A 17,313-nucleotide genomic window follows, 5' to 3' on the forward strand; every position below is an offset into this window, starting at 1 on the left:
CGGGGCCACAACGATCGACCACCCACGACGCGGGAGGTCAGCCGAGGCGTACCCGTGGGTCGATGAACGCGTAGAGCAGGTCGACCACGATGTTCGCGACGACCACGAACAACGCCGAGATCAACACGGTGGCCATGATGGTCGGCAGGTCGCCCTGGCGGACGGCCTCCACGGCCGTGCGACCCAGCCCCTGGATGCCGAACGTGGTCTCCGTGATGACCGTGCCGCCGAGCGCCGCACCCACGTCCAGGCCGGCGATCGTCACAATGGGCGTGATCGCCGCCCGCAGCGCGTGCCGCCCGTAGACCTTCGGTTTCGACATGCCCTTGGCCCGGGCCGTCCGCACGAAGTCCTCGGACAGCGTCTCGAGCATCTGGGCCCGGGACAGCCGCGCGTAGATCGCGGAGAAGAGCAGGGCCAGGGTCACCCAGGCGAGCACCAGCCCGCGCGCCCACTCCACCGGATCGTCGAAGAGGGACACGTACCGCGGGGTCGGCAGGATCTTCAGCGAGTAGACGAAGATCAGCAACAGCACGGCACCGACGAAGTAGAGCTGCAACGAGGCGAAGGTCAGGGTGAGCCCGATCGAGATCCGGTCGAGCAGCGAACCTCTCCGGAGCGCCGAGATCATGCCGAGCCCCACCCCGATGGCGAGCCACAGCACCGCCGCCGGAATGACGATGTTCAACGTCACCGGCAGCACCCGGGCGAAGGTGTCGCTGACCGCCTCGCTGTTGACGTAGGAGTAGCCGAGACAGGGCGCCTCACACTTGCCACCCTGCGCACTGCCCAGGTCACGGCCGACGAAAATGCCCTTCATGTAGTTGACGTACTGCTGCGGCTTCGGGTCGTTCAGCCCAAGCTCGGTACGCACCCGTTCCAGGCGTTCGGCGTTGCAGTTCTTCGGGCACATCCCGGTCACCGGGTCGCGGGGCAGCGCGAAGAACATCAGGAAGCTGACGATGCTGACCGCGAGCAGCACCGAGACCGCCAGCAGCAGCCGCTTCAGCAGGAACCGCATCATGCGCCGTACCCCTTACCGTGACGACTTCGGGTCGAGCGCGTCGCGGAGCGCGTCGCCGAAGAGGTTGAACGCCAGCACCAGCGCGAAGATCGTGATGCCGGGGAAGAAGACGTAGGCCGGGTCGGTCTGCAGGTAGTCGATGCTGCGGTAGATCATCCGGCCGAAGCTGGGCACCGACTCGGGCAACCCGACGCCGAGGAAGGACAGCGCCGCCTCGCCCGTCACGTACGACGGCACGGCGAGCGAGAACGCCACCAGGATCGGGGCCCAGATGTTCGGCAGCAGTTGCCGGAACAGCATGTGTCCCAGCCCCGCCCCGCTGGCGCGGGCGGCCTCCACGAACTCCCGCTCGCGCAGCGACACCACCTGCCCGCGTACCAGGCGGGCGGTTCCGGTCCACCCGAAGGCGGCGAACACCACGATCAACGTGGTGACCGCGAACCAGGTCGGGATCGCGTCGCGGGGACCGTAGAAGCGCAGCGAGAACGTCGGCACCACGGCCAGCGCGAAGACGAGGAACGGCATCGCCAGTGCGACATCGGTGACCCAGCCGATCACGGCGTCGACCACACCGCCCAGGTAACCGGCGATGATCCCGAGCACCACGCCGATCGTCGTGGTCACCACGGCGGCCCCGAGCGCGATCAGCAGCGAGGTGCGGATGCCGTAGATCATCCGGATGAAGATGTCCCGGCCCAGGCCGGGTTCGAGGCCGAACCAGTGGTGGCCGCTGACCCCGCCCACGTAGCCGAGGGGCATCCCGGTGGCATCCAGCAGGTCACCGAACTGCTGGTTCGGCGACATCCCATAGAGCCGCTGGAGCAGCGGCGCGGCCAACGCCGCCAGCACGAACACGGCCAACACGATGCCGCTGATCAGGGCGGTACGGTCGCGTCGCAGCCGACTCCAGACCAGTTGGCCCGGTGAACGCCCGACGAGCTGCTTCTCCTCGGGGCCTTCACCGGTCGACTGGATCTCGGCCAGTGCCACGCCCTCGACCGGGGACAGGCTCACTTCGACACCTCCTCGGCGGTCGCGGCGACCGGTCCAGAGTCCTGGCTGATCGTTCCCGTCTCCGGGAAGTGGCAAGCAATGGCCTGGTTGCCACCGCGGGTCACCAGCGCCGGCTCCTCCTCGGCGCACCGCTCCTGCGCCTTCCAGCACCGGGTCCGGAACCGGCATCCCGACGGCGGGTTGAGCGGGGTCGGCACGTCCCCGGTGAGCCGGATCCGCCCGGCCGGGCCGAGGGTGGTCACATCCGGGATCGCGGACAGCAGCGCCCGGGTGTACGGGTGCTGCGGGCGCTCGTAGATGTCGTCCCGGTCACCGATCTCGACGATCTTCCCCAGGTACATGACGGCGACCCGGTGGCAGAAGTGCCGGACCACGGCCAGGTCGTGGGCGATGAACACGAAGGCCAGGCCGAGGTCGCGTTGCAGGTCGCGCAGCAGGTTGACGACCTGGGCCTGGATGGAGACGTCCAGCGCGCTGACCGGCTCGTCGGCGACGATCAGCTTGGGCCGCAGGGCGAGGGCGCGGGCGATGCCGATGCGCTGCCGCTGGCCGCCGGAGAACTCGTGCGGGTAGCGGTTGTAGTGCTCCGGGTTCAGGCCGACGAGCTCCAGCAGCTCCTGCACCCGCTTCTTGGTGCCGCCGGGCGGGTTGATGCCGTTGACCTGCAACGGCATCGCCACGATCCGGCCCACCGTGTGGCGCGGGTTCAACGAGGCGTACGGGTCCTGGAAGATGATCTGGAGGTCCTGCCGCAGCGGCCGCAGCGCCCGCCGCCGGGCGTGGGTGATGTCCCGGCCGTCGAACTCGATGCTGCCCGAGGTGGGTTCCAGCAGCCGGACCAGCATCCGGCCGGTGGTGGTCTTGCCGCAGCCGGACTCCCCGACCAGGCCCAGCGTCTCACCCGGGCGGACGTCGAAGTCCAGCCCGTCGACCGCGCGCACGGCGCCGCCGGAGCGGAACCCGTCGCGAACCGGGAAGTGCTTGGTCAGCCCGCGCACCTTCAGCAGTGGTTCCGTCATTGCGCCACCCCCACCTGGGCGATGTCCTGCTGGTAGAGCCGGGTGCGTTCCTCGGCCGGCAGGTGGCAAGCGACCAGGTGGCCCGCCTCCCCGGCCGGGCGCAGCTCCGGCACCTCGGTCCGCGAGCGGTCGCCGTTGCGGTCCGCGTAGCGGCAGCGCGGGTGGAACGCGCACCCCGACGGGAGGTTGATCAGCGACGGCGGGTTGCCCTTGATGGGCACCAGGTCCGCGTCGGCGTCACCGTGCAACGACGGCACGCTCGACAACAACCCCCAGGTGTACGGATGCTGCGGCCGGCGCAGCACCTGCTCCACGCTGCCGTGCTCGACCGCCCGTCCCCCGTACATCACCAGCACGTCGTCGGCGACCTGCGACACCACGCCGAGGTCGTGGGTGATCAGGATGATCGCCGACTGGAACTCCTGCTGGAGGTCGGCGAGGAGGTCGAGGATCTGCGCCTGCACCGTCACGTCCAGCGCCGTGGTCGGCTCGTCGGCGATCAGCAGGTCCGGGTCGTTGACCAGGGCCATCGCGATCATCGCGCGCTGCCGCATGCCGCCGGAGAACTCGTGCGGGTACTGGTCGTACCGCTTCGCCGGCTGCGGGATGCCCACCCGGCCGAGCATGTCAACGGCCCGGCTACGGGCCTCCCGCTTGCCGGCCCGCGGGTGGTGCACCCGGTACGCCTCGGCGATCTGCCGCCCCACCGTGTAGTACGGGTGCAGCGCCGACAGCGGGTCCTGGAAGATCATCGCCATGTCCCGGCCGCGCAGCCGGCGTACCTCCTCGTCCGGCAGGCCGACCAGCTGGCGGCCGCCGACGGAGATCTCCCCGCTGATGGTGGTGCGCTTGGCGTTGTGCAGGCCGAGGATGGCCAGCGAGGTGACGCTCTTGCCCGAGCCGGACTCCCCCACGATGCCGAGGGTGCGACCGCGCTCGACCGAGAAGGACACCCCGTCGACGGCGCGGACCACGCCGTCCTCGGTGTCGAACCGGACCCGCAGGTCCTTGACCCGCAGATAGGGACCCTCTCCGGAGCGCTGCTCCGGCACCGCTGGGCGGTCCGGTTCCCCGGACGGCGCCGACTCCGACCTGCCCACGACCGCCTCCCTCAGTGACGAAGAGAACTTACAACAAAGTTCTGGAGGCGAAAATAAGCTACAAAACGCGGGCTGTCAGCGGCCTGAGCGTAACGAGTGGGTTTCGGGCTTGACCAGCCCTCAGCAGGAGATTCACGTCCACAACTCGATGTCTCCGCCGCACCGTCGCACGGCGAGTGCGACCATGGTCGTGAGGCTCAGGTGAGGATTCCGGCCGACACGAGGTGGAGGTGACCATGACCGCGGCGGTGTTCGGCCACGACGGCCCGTGGACCGAAGAGGAGTACCTCGCCCTCGGCGAGACGCAGCAGCGTGTCGAACTCTTCGACGGGAGCCTCCACGTGACCCCAGCCCCCACGCCACGGCACCAGCGGATCTCACGCAAGCTCGGCAACATTCTCGAAGCGGCAGCCGAAGCCGTGGGTTTGGAACTGCTGGAGGCGGTGAACGTGCGGCTCCGGCACGGCCGCATCCCCATCCCCGACCTCGTCGTCACCGAGCCGGTCGACCTCGACGAACTCATCATCGAGGCGGACGCGGTGCGGTTGGTCTGCGAGATCATCTCGCCAAGCAATGCGGCCACCGACAAGGTGCTCAAGATGCACTACTATGCCGCCGCCGGCATCGAGTGGTACTTGCTGGTCGAGCAGGAGACTGGCAGCTTGCGCCTCTACCGTCGCCGCGGCGGCCACTACGCGGAACAGTCAACTGCCAAGCGGGGCGAGGTGCTGGAGCTGAGCGACCCCGTGCGAGCGACGATCCGGCCGGAGGATCTCGTCCGCTGACGGATGTCGGTCTGCTCGCCTAGGGTCGGCGCATGACCGAGTTCGACGCGGCAACCGCCGCCGTCCAGGCCGCCCTCGACGCGGGAGCCCGGTACGCGGACGCCCGAGCGATGCACCGCCGGTACGAGTCGATGTCGGCCCGCAACGGCGACATCGAGGAGCTGACCCAGGACGAGAGCATCGGGCTGGGCGTCCGGGCGCTGGTCGGCTCGAGCTGGGGCTTCCACGCCGTACCCGGCCTGTCGGACGCCGCGGCCCGCGACGCCGGCCGGCGCGCCGCGGCGACCGCCACCGCGAGCGCGCGGGTCCCCGGCCCGCCGATCGACCTGGTCCCCGTCGAGGCCAGGGTCGCGAGCTGGGCCTCCGGCTGCGCGGTGGACCCGCTCGGCGTCCCCCTCTCCGACAAGGGCGACCTGCTGGTCCGGGCCACCGAGACGATGCGCGCGCACGGCGCCGACCTGGCCGAGGGGCTCTACCAGATCTGGGACACCGCGAAGTGGTTCGTCTCCAGCGAGGGACACCGGATCGACCAGCGGATCCGGGAGTGCGGCGGCGGCATCTCCGCCACCTCGATCGGCGACGGCGAGACCCAGCGCCGGTCGTACCCGAGCTACCGCGGCCAGTACGGCACCACCGGTTGGGAGCTGGTCACCTCGCTCGACCTCGCCGCGCACGCCGCGCGGATCGCCGAGGAGTCCCGGGAGCTGCTCACCGCCCCGGAGTGCCCGGCCGGCGAGACCGACCTGATCCTCGGCGGCGAGCAGCTCGCCCTGCAGATCCACGAGTCGGTCGGGCACGCCATCGAGCTGGACCGGATCCTCGGCTGGGAGGCGGCCTTCGCCGGCACGTCCTGGCTGGACCTGACCCGGCTCGGCTCGCTGCGCTACGGCTCCGAGCTGATGAACGTCACCATCGACCCGACGATCCCCGGCGCGCTGGGCAGCTTCGGCTTCGACGACGAGGGCTCCCCGGCGGTCAAGCGGGACGCGGTCCGCGCCGGACGGTGGGTCGGGGTGCTCGCCGGCCGGGACTCGGCCGCCGTCGCCGGTCTCGGTTACGGCGGCAGCGTACGGGCCGACGGCTGGGCCCGGCTGCCCATGGTGCGGATGACCAACGTGGGCCTGGAGCCGGGCCCGCACACCCTCGACGAGATCATCGACGCCACCGACGACGGGGTGCTGATGGACATCAACCGATCCTGGTCGATCGACGACAGGCGGCTCAACTTCCAGTTCGGCTGCGAGATCGGCTGGGAGGTGAAGAAGGGCCGGCGGGGGCGGATGCTGCGCAACCCCACGTACACCGGGATCGGGCCGGTCTTCTGGCGCTCGATGGACATGCTCTCCTCGGAGATCGTCCCGTGGGGCACACCGAACTGCGGCAAGGGGCAGCCCGGCCAGGTCGGGCACACCGGCCACCCGGCCGCCCCGGCCCGCTTCCGCAACGTCCGGGTGGGGGTGCGGGCATGACCGAACTGGACCTCGCCGGTCAGGTGGTGGAGCTGGCCCGGCGGCTCGCCGGGCCGGACGCGCAGGCCGAGGTGGTGGTGACCCGCGCCGACCTGGCACTGACCCGGTTCGCGAACTCGTTCATCCACCAGAACGTCGCTGAGTCGGGGACCGCGGTGCGGCTGCGGCTGCACGTCGACGGGCGGACCGCCGCCGGCAGTGGCAGTCTGGTCGACCCCGACGGGCTGACCGCGCTGGTCGAGCGGACCCTGGCGGCGGCGCGGCTCGGCCCGCCCGACCCGGCCTGGCCGGGGCTCGCCCCGGCGTCGCCGGTCCCGCCGGCCGGCGTCTTCGACGAGGCCACCGCGTACGCGTCGCCCGACGAGCGGGCGGCCCGGGTACGCGCGTTCGTGGACGCGGTCGGCGGTCTGGAGGCAGCCGGCTACTGCCGGACTGCCTACCGGTCGGGGGCGTTCGCCAACTCGGCGGGGCACTCGGCGGTGGGGCGGACGGCGGAGGCGGCGATGGACGGCATCGCGCGTACCGGCGGGGCCGACGGGGTGGCCCGGCGCTGCGCCGACCGGCTGGCCGAGGTGGACGGCGCCGCGCTCGGTGTCCGGGCGGCGGCGAAGGCGCGGGCCGCGGCCGATCCGGTCGAGCTGCCCCCGGGGCGGTACGAGGTGGTGCTCGAACCGGCCGCCGTCGCCGACCTGCTGCAGAACTTCGCCTGGTTCGGCTTCAACGGCAAGCGGTACGCCGAGCGGCAGTCCTTCGCCGAGCCGGGCACGGCCCAGTTCGACCCGGCGGTGACCCTGGTGGACGACCCGCTACACGGCTCGGCCCTGCCGTACGACCTGGAGGGCACCCCCCGACACGCGCTGACCCTGGTCGACGCCGGCACCACCACGGCGGTGACCCACGACCGGCGCAGCGGCGCCGAGGCGGGGGTGGCGTCCACGGGTCACGGCATGCCCGGCGCCGCCACCTTCGGCCCGATCCCGCACAACCTCCGCCTGCTTCCCGCCGCCGCCCGCGCGGTCGGTGGCGACAGCCCCGCGCCCGTCGGGGGGTCGGCGGCGAGCGGGACGGCGGGGGCGCTGGCCGACCCGGACACCGCCGCGTTGGTCGCCGGGGTGGCGCGCGGGCTGCTGGTCAGCGACTTCTGGTACACCCGGGTGCTCGACCCGAAGCGTCTGGTCATCACCGGGCTGACCCGCAACGGGGTGTGGCTGGTCGAGGACGGGGTGCCCACCCGGGCGGCCCGCGACTTCCGGTTCACCGAGTCGTACCCCCGGGCCCTGGGTCCGGGCCGGGTGCTCGGCCTGGGCCGACACCCGGTCCGCCAACCGGACCGGGTGGACGGCAACTGGTGGGAGGCACCGCCGCTGCGCCTGGCGTCATGGCATTTCACCGGCGGCGCGTCGGGCTGACGGTGCGTCGTCGGCCGGCGGACGCGCGCCCGGGCGGGCCGCCCAGATATTGATCATGGCCCGGGTCTTTCCAACCCGCGAACCACACGGGACACTGCGTTGCGCGGCCGGGCCGCGAAGATCGGCGTAACGTGTGTCACTTAGCTGCGCCGGTTCGCCGGTGCGGCCGCATCCGTGCGCAAGACGTGGCAGTGGACGCGGTCTCGCCCGGTCCGCTGACCGGTACGGAAGGTGATCCGCCGCCCCGCGAGGGCGCCGTCAGGGAGACGACTCGAATGACATCAACGGCAACGAGGCCGCGAGGGGCGCGGGCACGCGCCGCGATTGTGGCGAAGACGTTGCGGACCGACCGCTGGTGGTTCCAGCCACTGATCACCGTCGTCGGGCTCAGCGCCTGGGTCATCTACGCGACGGTCCGGGTCTTCATGCACAAGTGGTACTGGGTGGACGAGTTCCACTACCTGACGCCGTTCTACTCCCCCTGTGTGACCGACCGGTGCGTCGAGGGTTCCTCGCACTTCGGCAGCTTCCTGCCCGGCTGGTGGATCATCCCCGACGCGGCGCTGACCCTGCCGTTCCTGCTGCTGTTCCGGCTCACCTGCTACTACTACCGCAAGGCGTACTACCGATCGTTCTGGCTGTCCCCGCCGGCCTGCGCCGTTCCCGACGGGCACCAGGCGTACGGCGGCGAGACCCGGTTCCCCCTGCTGGGCCAGAACCTGCACCGGTACTTCTTCTACGCCGCGGCGATCATCTCGATCATCAACACGTACGACGCGGTCTACGCCTTCCACTCGCCGAAGGGCTTCGGCTTCGGCCTGGGCAACCTCATCCTGATCGGCAACGTGGTGATGCTCTGGGCGTACACCATCTCCTGCCACTCCTGCCGGCACATCATCGGCGGCCGGCTCAAGCACTTCTCGAAGCACCCACTCCGCTACAAGAGCTGGACCTTCATCTCCTGGCTGAATGTCCGGCACATGCAGCTCGCCTGGATCACCCTCGGCACCCTGGCGCTGACCGACTTCTACGTCATGGCGGTGGCGGCCGGCTGGTTCAACGACCTGCGGTTCATCAACTAGAGGCCCTGGACATGACTGAGACGCGAATCGAACGACACCACTACGACGTCGTCGTGATCGGGGCCGGCGGCGCCGGCCTGCGCGCGGCGATCGAGGCTCGGCTGGCTGGCAAGAAGACCGCGATCATCTCCAAGTCGCTGTTCGGCAAGGCGCACACGGTGATGGCCGAGGGCGGCGCGGCGGCCGCGATGGGGAACGTGAACCCGCGCGACAACTGGCAGGTGCACTTCCGCGACACCATGCGCGGCGGCAAGTTCCTCAACAACTTCCGGATGGCCGAGTTGCACGCGAAGGAGTCGCCGCAGCGGATCTGGGAGCTGGAGACGTACGGCGCGCTCTTCGACCGCACCAAGGACGGGAGGATCTCCCAGCGGAACTTCGGCGGTCACGAGTACCCGCGGCTCGCGCACGTCGGTGACCGCACCGGCCTGGAGCTGATCCGTACCCTCCAGCAGAAGATCGTCTCCCTCCAGCAGGAGGACAAGCGGGAGTTCGGCGACTACGAGGCCCGGATCAGGGTCTTCGCCGAGACCACCATCACCGAGCTGCTGCTCGACGGGGACCGGGTCGCCGGCGCGTTCGGCTACTACCGGGAGTCCGGCGAGTTCGTCCTCTTCGAGGCGCCGGCCGTGGTGCTGGCGACCGGCGGCGTCGGCCGCTCCTACAAGGTCACCTCGAACTCCTGGGAGTACACGGGGGACGGTCACGCGTTGGCGCTGCGCGCCGGGGCGACGCTGATCAACATGGAGTTCCTCCAGTTCCACCCGACCGGCATGGTCTGGCCGCCCTCGGTGAAGGGCATCCTGGTCACCGAGTCGGTCCGCGGCGACGGCGGGGTGCTGAAGAACTCCGAGGACAAGCGGTTCATGTTCGACTACGTACCGGACGTATTCCGCAAGCAGTACGCGGACAACGAGGCCGAGGCGGACCGCTGGTACAAGGACCCGGACAACAACCGGCGCCCGCCCGAGCTGCTCCCCCGCGACGAGGTCGCCCGCGCGATCAACAGCGAGGTCAAGGCCGGTCGGGGTACGCCGGCCGGCGGCGTCTACCTGGACATCGCCTCCCGGCTGCCGGCCGAGGAGATCCGCCGCCGCCTGCCGTCGATGTACCACCAGTTCAAGGAGCTGGCCGACGTCGACATCACCAAGGAGCCGATGGAGGTCGGCCCGACCTGCCACTACGTGATGGGCGGCGTCGAGGTGGACCCGGACTCCGGCGCGGCGTACGGCACCGTGCGCGGGCTCTTCGCCGCCGGTGAGGTCTCCGGCGGCATGCACGGCTCCAACCGGCTCGGCGGCAACTCCCTCTCCGACCTGCTGGTCTTCGGCAAGCGGGCGGGCGGCCACGCCGCCTCGTACGCCGACCAGCTCACCTCGCGCCCGGCGGTGTCGGTGGCGACGGTGGAGGCCGCGGTGGAGATGGCCCTGGCCCCGCTCCAGCGGGACACCGGGGAGAGCCCCTACACCCTGCAGGCGGACCTCCAGGCCGTCATGGGGAACCTGGTCGGGATCATCCGGCGGGAGGGCGAGCTTGCGGACGCCCTGGGCAAGCTGAGCGAGCTGCGCGAGCGGGTGGCCAAGGTGAGCGCGGCCGGCGGCCGCCGCTACAACCCGGGCTGGCACCTGGCGCTGGACCTGCGCAACATGCTGGTGGTCTCGGAGTGCACCGCGAAGGCGGCGGTGGAGCGGCGGGAGTCGCGCGGCGGGCACACCCGCGAGGACTTCCCGAAGATGGACCCGAAGTGGCGGCAGGTGAACCTGGTCTGCGCGCTGGACGGCGACGCGGTCCGGCTGACCCGGAAGCCGTTGCCGGAGATGCGTGCGGAGCTGATCAGCCTGTTCGACCGGGCGGAGCTGGCCAAGTACCTGACCGACGAGGAACTCGCCGAGTTCGACGCCCTCGCTGAGGAGGCGGGCAAGTAATGGGGACCAAGCGACAGTTCCGCATCTGGCGGGGCGACGACACCGGCGGCGACCTGAAGGACTACACGGTCGAGGTGAACGAGGGCGAGGTCGTCCTCGACGTCATCCACCGGCTGCAGAACACCGAAGCGCCGGACCTGGCGTGCCGGTGGAACTGCAAGGCCGGCAAGTGCGGCTCCTGCTCCATGGAGATCAACGGCAAGCCGCGGCTGAGCTGCATGACCCGGATGTCGACGTTCGAGGAGGACGAGACCGTCACGGTCACGCCGCTGCGGACGTTCCCGGTCATCCGGGACCTGGTCACCGACGTCTCGTTCAACTACGAGAAGGCCCGGGAGACCCCGGCGTTCGCGCCGCCGGCCGACCTGGCCCCCGGCGACTACCGGATGCAGCAGGTGGACGTCGAGCGCTCGCAGGAGTTCCGCAAGTGCATCGAGTGCTTCCTGTGCCAGAACGTCTGCCACGTGATCCGCGACCACGAGGAGAACAAGCAGGCGTTCTCCGGCCCCCGGTTCTTCATCCGGGCCGCCGAGCTGGACATGCACCCGCTCGACGCGAAGACCGACCGCAAGGAGTACGCGCAGTCCGAGATGGGGCTCGGCTACTGCAACATCACCAAGTGCTGCACCGAGGTCTGCCCCGAGCACATCAAGATCACTGACAACGGGATCATCCCCATGAAGGAGCGGGTCGTCGACCGCAGGTACGATCCCCTTGTGTGGCTTGGTAGCAAGATCTTCCGGAGGGGTCAGGTGCCTCAGACCAGCGTGACCAGCGGGCACCACAGCGGCCCCGCGACCGCCAGTGACCCCCAGACCGTGGTGCACTCGCACGCCGGCGGCTCGCACGACCCGCGGTCCGAGGCGCAGGCGCAGAGGGGCGTGAACTGGCACCGGCAGGTGCCGCACCCGACGGCCCCGCCGGTCGACGCCAACGGCAAGCTGCCGCTCACGGAGCTGACCCTCGACAGGGCGGCCGCGCCGTCGCCTTTCGGCGACGACGTCACCTTCCCGCTGCCGCCCGAGCACCTCAACTTCGCTCACCCGCAGCAGGACGAGCCGAAGCACTGAACAGCACGGCGACGACGACGGGGGCCGCGGCACATGCCGCCGGCCCCCGTCCTGTTTTCGCCCCCGTGTCGGCTTCCGGCGCTCAGGCGGTGGTGAGCAGCGGGCGCAGTGCGGCGACCACCGGCACGTCGGCGGGGAGCCAGGGCACGGTGTCGAGTTCGGCGGCGGAGAGCCAGCGCAGCTCGGAGTGCTCCAGCGCCTTCGGCTGGTCACCATGGAGAAGGCGGGCCACGTACACCCGGAGGACGGACCGGCCGTGGGCCATCCGTACGTCGCGGCCGACCCGCGCGCCGATCTCCACCCGTACGCCGAGCTCCTCGGCGCACTCGCGGATCAGCGCGGCGGTCTCGCTCTCCCCCGGCTCGACCTTGCCGCCGGGGAACTCCCAGCGGCCGGCAGCCTCCGGGGGCGCCGACCGCTCACAGGCCAGCACCCTGCCGTCCGCGATGATCGCCGCCCCGACGACGACCTTCGGCTCACGCCGATCGGCCTGCCCGCTTCCGCCTACCCGTTCGGTCCGCACGGGCGTCCAGGGTGCCAGATCAATCGGCGGTTTGGGTACCTGAGGCCGACGTCAGGTCAACAGAACACGGAAGTGTGGGCGTGGACACACCATCTGGGCAGACGAGAGACTAGAGGGCGTCGACGAGGACACGGGATGGCGACGATTTGGCCACAAGCCGGCAACGGCGCCAGGGAGGTGCGGTGATGCGTGTGCTGTTCAACAGCCGGCAGAAGCGCGACTACCTCGACGACGCTCTCGCCCTGCTGTCCGGGTGGACCCGCGAGGGTGAGCAGATCCGCCGCACTCTCGCCCTGGACGACACCCAGCACGCCGCACTGACCGAGCGGGTCGCGGTGGTCGCCGACGCGCTGCGCCTGCGCCCCGAGATCAGCCGCCGGGCCGGCCGCACGCAGATCAGGGTGGGCCACGGCGACGGCGAGCCACTCACCGAGGGTGAGGTACTCCTCGCCGCCCGGATCGAGGACGCGGTCCGCGCGGTCACCGAACCCTGAGCCGACTGGCACGCCCCACCTACCGTCGGCGGCATGGCTGATCCGACGTACGACCGCAGGGAACAGTTCCAGCAGATCCAGAGTGGCCTGCTGGCCGGCGAGCAGATCATCGCCGTCTACGACGCCATCGGCGGCGGCACCGGATTCATCGGCCTCACCGACCGCCGGGTGATCATCCAGGACCGCTCGTTCGTCGGGAAGCGGTACGCCATCACCAGCATCCCGTACTCGAAGATCACCAGCGTCAGCGTGGTCAGCAACAAGTCCTGGGGCGGCTCGTTCTTCTCCACCGGCGCGATCGCCATCCACGTCGGCGCGCACACCTATGAGGTGGAATTCCGCGGCGCGCAGAAGAGCCACCACGTGCACAACGTGATCCTCCACCACATCTCCTGACCGCTAGCCTGACCGGTCATGACGGACCGGCTGACCGCGCTCTATGACGTGGAGAACCGCTGGGGGCGCGACGACGAGTTCTTCCTGGGCGTCGCCGGCCGCACCCGGGCCCGTGTCCTCGACCTGGGCTGCGGCACCGGACGGCTCACCCTGGCCTTGGCCGCCGCCGGCCACGCCGTGACCGGGGTCGAGCCGCTGCGCACCTCCCTCGACGCGGCCCGCGCCAAGCCCGGCGCCGACCGGGTCACCTGGCGCCACGGCACCGCCGCCGACCTGCCCGACGCCGCGTACGACCTGGCCCTGCTGACCAGCCACGTGGCGCAGGAGATCCGGGACGACGACGAGTGGGCGCGTACCCTGGCCGACCTGCGCCGGGCCCTGGTCGAGGGCGGCCGGCTGGCGTTCGACTCGCGCGACCCGGCGGCCCGCCGCTGGGAACGCTGGACCCCGGACGCCTCCCGCCGCCGCCTCGCCCTGCCGGACGGCACCGTCGTCGACGCCTGGACCGAGCTGACCGAGGTGCGCGACGGGCTGGTCAGCTTCCGCCAGCACTACGTCTTCCCTGACGGTGGGGAGCTGTGCAGCCCGGGCACGTTGCGCTTCCGCGACGAGGCGGAGCTGCGGACGTCCCTCGGCGACGCCGGCTTCACCGTCGAGCGGGTGTACGGCGGCTGGTCCGGCGAGCCGGTCGGCACGAGCGCCGACGGCGAGCTGATCGTCGTCGCCCGCGCGGCGCCCTGACTCACGCCGTCTCGGGGCGCCACCGCCAGATTCGCCAGGACAGCCGCAGCAGGTAGAGCTGCACGGCCGCCACCGGCACGACCACCACCAGGACGGCCGGTTGAACCAGGGGGGCGTAGCGCAGCCCCACCACGGCGATGCCCGCCAGGTAGACCGCCGTGGCGGCCAGGAAGACGAAGCCCAGCGCCGGAACGGCCCGGGCGGCCCGCTCGGATCCCCGGTGGACCTGTTGGGCCACCTTCAGTGCGACCACCACGGCGACGGCGGGAAGCAGCCAGATGGCCACGATGATGGCTCGCTGCCCGTCGCCGTCCGTGGCGTCCCACGCCAGGTAGTCGAACCACCCGAAGGCGGGGCCGAGAAAGCCGAAGGTCACCACCCAGGTCACCGGCCGGACCACCAGGGTCACCAGGGCGCAGACGCAGAGCCGACGAACGACGTCGCTGCCGTATACCGCAGGCTTTTCCACGGCGGAAGTCTGCACCGGTCGGCCGTGTTCCGACTCCCCGCCCCGGGGGAGATCGCTCCCAGGAAGTCGGCTCGTCAGCGGCGGTACGTCAACTCGAAGTCGAGCGCCCAGTCGGCGCCGTCCGCCGACTTCTCCCAGCGTCCGTCGATGGCGTCGTCGCCCACCGTCGCGACCCAGCGCTGCTGGAAGCCGGGTGCGTCCCGCCACATCCGCCAGACACCGTCGGCGAAGGTCATCTGGTACACCCGGTGCACGCCGCGCGCGTCCCCGTACAGCACGCTGAACGCCTCGGCCGTGTCGTCGAGGCCGATCAGCTGCGTGGCGGGCAGCGGGTTGTTCTCGCGCCACGCCTGCGGGGCCGTGTCCGGCACCGGTTCCGCGTCGGTGAACTGCCGCAGGTACTGGCCACCCTCGATCCAGGTGAACTCCGTCCACCCGGCACCGAGGCCCGCCACCTTCGGCTGCACGGTCCACCGTCCGACGAGCACGTCGAGCCGCGCGAGCGCGGGATGCCGCTCCGCCATCTCGTCCTCCTCCCGCTGTCGAAGAGTCCCACGCTAACGGCGGCCGGGGCGGCGTGCCGGCCCTCGCGCCGGAATAATCGTCGGCATGCGGGGGCGAATCGCGGTGGTCAAGCGTTGGTGCCGGACGCACAGGTCGCTCCTGCGCCGGGCGCTCGCCGCGGCGGTCGTCGGCGTGGCGCTGCTGACCGCCGCCACGGTCGCCAGCGTGGCGTGGGTCCGCGGTGGCGCCGACGGCCACGTCTTCACCGAGGCTGACGTGCCGGAGGCGCCCGTCGCCCTGGTCCTGGGCACCAAGGTGGACCCGGACGGCACGCCGTCGCCGTTCCTCACCGCCCGGCTGGAGATCGCACGGCGGCTCTTCGACGCCGGCAAGGTCCGCGTGGTCCTGGTGTCCGGCGACAACATGAACGTCGGCTACAACGAGCCCGAGGCGATGCGGCGCTGGCTGGTCGACCGGGGCGTGCCGGCGGGGAAAGTGGTCATGGACTACGCCGGCTTCGACACGTACGACTCGTGCGCGCGGGCCAAGCGCATCTTCGGGGTGGACCACGCGACGGTGGTCACCCAGTCCTTCCACCTCCCCCGCGCCGTCTCGCTGTGCCGGCGTCTCGGCATCGAAGCCAACGGCGTCGGCGACGACACCGCCCGGCGGTACACCGAGCGGTGGCGGGTCAGCTCCACCCGCGAGTACGGCGCCTGCGTCAAGGCGGCGGTGGACCTGCTCTCCGGCCGCGACCCGGTCCACCTCGGCCGCCACGAGACCGGCGTCGAGGACGCCCTCCGCGCCCGCTGACCACCGGCCCCCGCCACGACCACGGGCCCATCGCGGTTATCGGTCCGGCCGCAGATTGAACGAGCGGCTCCGGTCGGCCCGCCACCGCTCCTCGGCGGCGTCAGCCAGCGCGGTGACGCGAGCGCGTTCGGCGACGATCTCGCGTCGCCGGGCCGCGTTCTCCACTGCCGCCCGCCAGCACAGGAAGACCAGCACCACCGGCGCCACGGTGCCGAACGTCCACCAGGCGATCGCCGGCACGTCAGCGAGGGCCCCGACGACGAGGGCGATGAGCACCAGCGGGAAGCCGCTGCATCCGAGCAGCGGGATGATTTCCTCGCGCATCGTCTCGACCTGCGGCAGCCGACGTACCCTCCGACGGTGGTTGACCGGCGCAGGGATCCACGGCGTCATGCCGTGCCGGGCGAGGAACTCCGCGGCGACCGGCCGGTCGGCGAGACTGCCCGACACGGGACCGCCCGCCATCGTGCCGCCGGGCCACCCCTGCTGCCGGTACCGGTCCAGGTCTGCCGCGGTCGGCCGACGCCGGCCCCGGGCCTTGGCTGCCCGCCGATGCTGCCGGAACTCGTCCACCTCCGCCAGCCACACCGCTCGGCTGCGCTCCAGGGCGGACAGTGCGTCGATCAGCGCCGCGGGATCGTCGAGCGACCCGAACCGGTCGTGCAGATGGCGCAGGGTCGCGTCGAATCCGTACGGCGCGTACCGGCGCAGGCACCGCCGCCACGCCGCCACCCGCCGGGCGCGCGGCACCGACGGGTCGCGTACGAGGGCGCGTCTTTGACCCAACTCACGGCCGGCAACCTATCGCAGCCACCGGGCAGCGCCCCACGACTGCCAACAGCCGGGCACACGGCGCGCTCAGCGGGTCAGCCGGCGGGCGCACGGTCCGCCGTGGTCGGCCCGCAACACGCAGCGTCGACCGCCGGGCAGCCGCAGGTCGCAGAAGACCCGATGGCGTACGCCCTGGTCGTCCTCGGCCGAGACGGTGGTCTCCCCCGGGTCGGTCTGGGACAGCAGTCCCGCCCAACGGGCGACCACCCGGGCCAGGTGTACGGCGGCGGTGAGGTCCCCGGCGGCCACGGGCAGGTGGATGACGAAGCGTTCCCGCTCGACCATCAGCGGTACCGCCCGGCATTGGCCTGCTGTGCCTGCTCGGACTGCCAGCGCCGCAGCGCGTCCTTGATCCGGGCCGTCTCCTGCCGGCTGTCGCCCAGCGCCCGGTACGCGGCGGCGAGGTCGTCGGCCACCCGGTCCAGGAACTCCTGCACCTCGCCCGGGTCGAGGCCGCGCCGACCGAACCGGGTCGGCCGGAACCGCCGCTGCTTCACCTGCCAAGGCGACAGTGGGACGTACGTCGAGGAGCGGTAACAGGTCGACGCGCCGGGCCGCGGCCGCTCGTTCCGGCGCAGCGAACGGAAGAAGGCACGCATGGACGCCCCACCTCTTTCGGTTCAGGACTGGAAGGGGTGGCCGTGC

At 71.3% G+C, this 17,313-nt stretch carries 20 protein-coding genes; 10 read left to right on the top strand and 10 right to left on the bottom strand.

Annotated elements, in window-relative coordinates; genetic code table 11:
• Positions 1 to 37 precede the first annotated feature (37 nt).
• From ACFYOS_RS00945 to ACFYOS_RS00960, 4 genes are read right to left on the bottom strand one after another with little or no spacing between them, the layout of a single operon-like run.
• Positions 38 to 1,024 (bottom strand): ABC transporter permease, encoded by a 987-nt coding sequence (locus tag ACFYOS_RS00945; RefSeq protein WP_387134489.1) that lies wholly within the window; start codon positions 1,022 to 1,024, stop codon positions 38 to 40.
• Between the two features lie 12 nt (positions 1,025 to 1,036).
• Positions 1,037 to 2,038, bottom strand: a complete 1,002-nt coding sequence (locus tag ACFYOS_RS00950) for an ABC transporter permease (RefSeq protein ID WP_387134491.1) — start codon at positions 2,036 to 2,038, stop codon at positions 1,037 to 1,039.
• Positions 2,035 to 3,057 (bottom strand): ABC transporter ATP-binding protein, encoded by a 1,023-nt coding sequence (locus ACFYOS_RS00955; RefSeq protein ID WP_387134493.1) that lies wholly within the window; start codon positions 3,055 to 3,057, stop codon positions 2,035 to 2,037. The genes ACFYOS_RS00950 and ACFYOS_RS00955 overlap by 4 nt, the downstream gene beginning before the upstream one ends.
• Positions 3,054 to 4,157, bottom strand: a complete 1,104-nt coding sequence (locus ACFYOS_RS00960) for an ABC transporter ATP-binding protein (RefSeq protein WP_387134495.1) — start codon at positions 4,155 to 4,157, stop codon at positions 3,054 to 3,056. Before ACFYOS_RS00960 ends, ACFYOS_RS00955 begins: the two co-directional genes overlap by 4 nt.
• Positions 4,158 to 4,393: 236 nt before the next feature.
• Here ACFYOS_RS00960 and ACFYOS_RS00965 point away from each other — a divergent pair, with 236 nt between their 5' ends.
• The 6 genes from ACFYOS_RS00965 (at position 4,394) to ACFYOS_RS00990 (ending at position 11,897) form a co-directional block, all read left to right on the top strand.
• Positions 4,394 to 4,942 (top strand): Uma2 family endonuclease, encoded by a 549-nt coding sequence (locus ACFYOS_RS00965; protein WP_387134498.1) that lies wholly within the window; start codon positions 4,394 to 4,396, stop codon positions 4,940 to 4,942.
• Positions 4,943 to 4,974: 32 nt separating this feature from the next.
• The gene (locus ACFYOS_RS00970; protein ID WP_387134501.1) at positions 4,975 to 6,411 is read left to right on the top strand and encodes a TldD/PmbA family protein; all 1,437 of its coding nucleotides are present in this window, start codon (positions 4,975 to 4,977) and stop codon (positions 6,409 to 6,411) included.
• Complete coding sequence (locus ACFYOS_RS00975; RefSeq protein ID WP_387134503.1) at positions 6,408 to 7,820, top strand: TldD/PmbA family protein; 1,413 nt, start codon at positions 6,408 to 6,410, stop codon at positions 7,818 to 7,820. Before ACFYOS_RS00970 ends, ACFYOS_RS00975 begins: the two co-directional genes overlap by 4 nt.
• 275 nt (positions 7,821 to 8,095) lie before the next feature.
• Entirely contained in the window at positions 8,096 to 8,902 is an 807-nt protein-coding gene (locus tag ACFYOS_RS00980; RefSeq protein WP_387134505.1) for a hypothetical protein, read from the top strand.
• Positions 8,903 to 8,913: 11 nt separating this feature from the next.
• Positions 8,914 to 10,827 carry a fumarate reductase/succinate dehydrogenase flavoprotein subunit gene (locus ACFYOS_RS00985; RefSeq protein ID WP_387134507.1) on the top strand — a complete coding sequence of 638 codons (1,914 nt, stop codon included), beginning with the start codon at positions 8,914 to 8,916 and terminating at the stop codon, positions 10,825 to 10,827.
• The gene (locus tag ACFYOS_RS00990; RefSeq protein ID WP_387134510.1) at positions 10,827 to 11,897 is read left to right on the top strand and encodes a succinate dehydrogenase/fumarate reductase iron-sulfur subunit; all 1,071 of its coding nucleotides are present in this window, start codon (positions 10,827 to 10,829) and stop codon (positions 11,895 to 11,897) included. The genes ACFYOS_RS00985 and ACFYOS_RS00990 overlap by 1 nt, the downstream gene beginning before the upstream one ends.
• 82 nt (positions 11,898 to 11,979) lie before the next feature.
• Here ACFYOS_RS00990 and ACFYOS_RS00995 read toward each other — a convergent pair whose 3' ends face one another.
• Positions 11,980 to 12,420, bottom strand: coding sequence for a (deoxy)nucleoside triphosphate pyrophosphohydrolase (locus tag ACFYOS_RS00995; protein WP_387134513.1), 441 nt, complete (start codon positions 12,418 to 12,420; stop codon positions 11,980 to 11,982).
• 185 nt (positions 12,421 to 12,605) lie between these two features.
• On the opposite strand from ACFYOS_RS00995, the gene ACFYOS_RS01000 reads away from it, so the two are divergent.
• Genes ACFYOS_RS01000 through ACFYOS_RS01010 form a run of 3 tightly spaced genes read left to right on the top strand, consistent with a single transcriptional unit; the run spans position 12,606 to position 14,051 of the window.
• Entirely contained in the window at positions 12,606 to 12,914 is a 309-nt protein-coding gene (locus tag ACFYOS_RS01000) for a 4a-hydroxytetrahydrobiopterin dehydratase (RefSeq protein WP_387134515.1), read from the top strand.
• Between the two features lie 33 nt (positions 12,915 to 12,947).
• Positions 12,948 to 13,310, top strand: a complete 363-nt coding sequence (locus ACFYOS_RS01005) for a PH domain-containing protein (protein ID WP_387134517.1) — start codon at positions 12,948 to 12,950, stop codon at positions 13,308 to 13,310.
• An 18-nt stretch (positions 13,311 to 13,328) separates the two neighbouring features.
• Positions 13,329 to 14,051 (top strand): class I SAM-dependent methyltransferase, encoded by a 723-nt coding sequence (locus ACFYOS_RS01010; protein ID WP_387134520.1) that lies wholly within the window; start codon positions 13,329 to 13,331, stop codon positions 14,049 to 14,051.
• Between the two features lies 1 nt (position 14,052).
• Here the strand turns inward: ACFYOS_RS01010 and ACFYOS_RS01015 are convergent, their stop codons facing one another.
• Together ACFYOS_RS01015 and ACFYOS_RS01020 are read right to left on the bottom strand one after the other, a co-directional pair.
• On the bottom strand, positions 14,053 to 14,520 hold the full coding sequence (locus ACFYOS_RS01015; protein ID WP_387134522.1) for a hypothetical protein: 468 nt from the start codon (positions 14,518 to 14,520) through the stop codon (positions 14,053 to 14,055).
• A 74-nt stretch (positions 14,521 to 14,594) separates the two neighbouring features.
• Positions 14,595 to 15,044 carry a hypothetical protein gene (locus ACFYOS_RS01020; protein ID WP_387134524.1) on the bottom strand — a complete coding sequence of 150 codons (450 nt, stop codon included), beginning with the start codon at positions 15,042 to 15,044 and terminating at the stop codon, positions 14,595 to 14,597.
• A gap of 85 nt (positions 15,045 to 15,129) precedes the next feature.
• On the opposite strand from ACFYOS_RS01020, the gene ACFYOS_RS01025 reads away from it, so the two are divergent.
• Positions 15,130 to 15,837, top strand: coding sequence for a vancomycin high temperature exclusion protein (locus tag ACFYOS_RS01025; protein ID WP_387134527.1), 708 nt, complete (start codon positions 15,130 to 15,132; stop codon positions 15,835 to 15,837).
• Between the two features lie 36 nt (positions 15,838 to 15,873).
• On the opposite strand, the gene ACFYOS_RS01030 is transcribed toward ACFYOS_RS01025, so the two are convergent.
• From ACFYOS_RS01030 to ACFYOS_RS01040, 3 genes are all read right to left on the bottom strand, one after another.
• Entirely contained in the window at positions 15,874 to 16,623 is a 750-nt protein-coding gene (locus ACFYOS_RS01030) for a hypothetical protein (protein WP_387134530.1), read from the bottom strand.
• A gap of 72 nt (positions 16,624 to 16,695) precedes the next feature.
• On the bottom strand, positions 16,696 to 16,953 hold the full coding sequence (locus ACFYOS_RS01035; RefSeq protein ID WP_387134533.1) for a hypothetical protein: 258 nt from the start codon (positions 16,951 to 16,953) through the stop codon (positions 16,696 to 16,698).
• The gene (locus tag ACFYOS_RS01040; RefSeq protein ID WP_387134536.1) at positions 16,953 to 17,267 is read right to left on the bottom strand and encodes a DivIVA domain-containing protein; all 315 of its coding nucleotides are present in this window, start codon (positions 17,265 to 17,267) and stop codon (positions 16,953 to 16,955) included. Before ACFYOS_RS01040 ends, ACFYOS_RS01035 begins: the two co-directional genes overlap by 1 nt.
• Positions 17,268 to 17,313 lie beyond the last annotated feature (46 nt).

This window comes from Micromonospora sp. NPDC005806, assembly GCF_042871425.1.
GTDB lineage: Bacteria > Actinomycetota > Actinomycetes > Mycobacteriales > Micromonosporaceae > Micromonospora.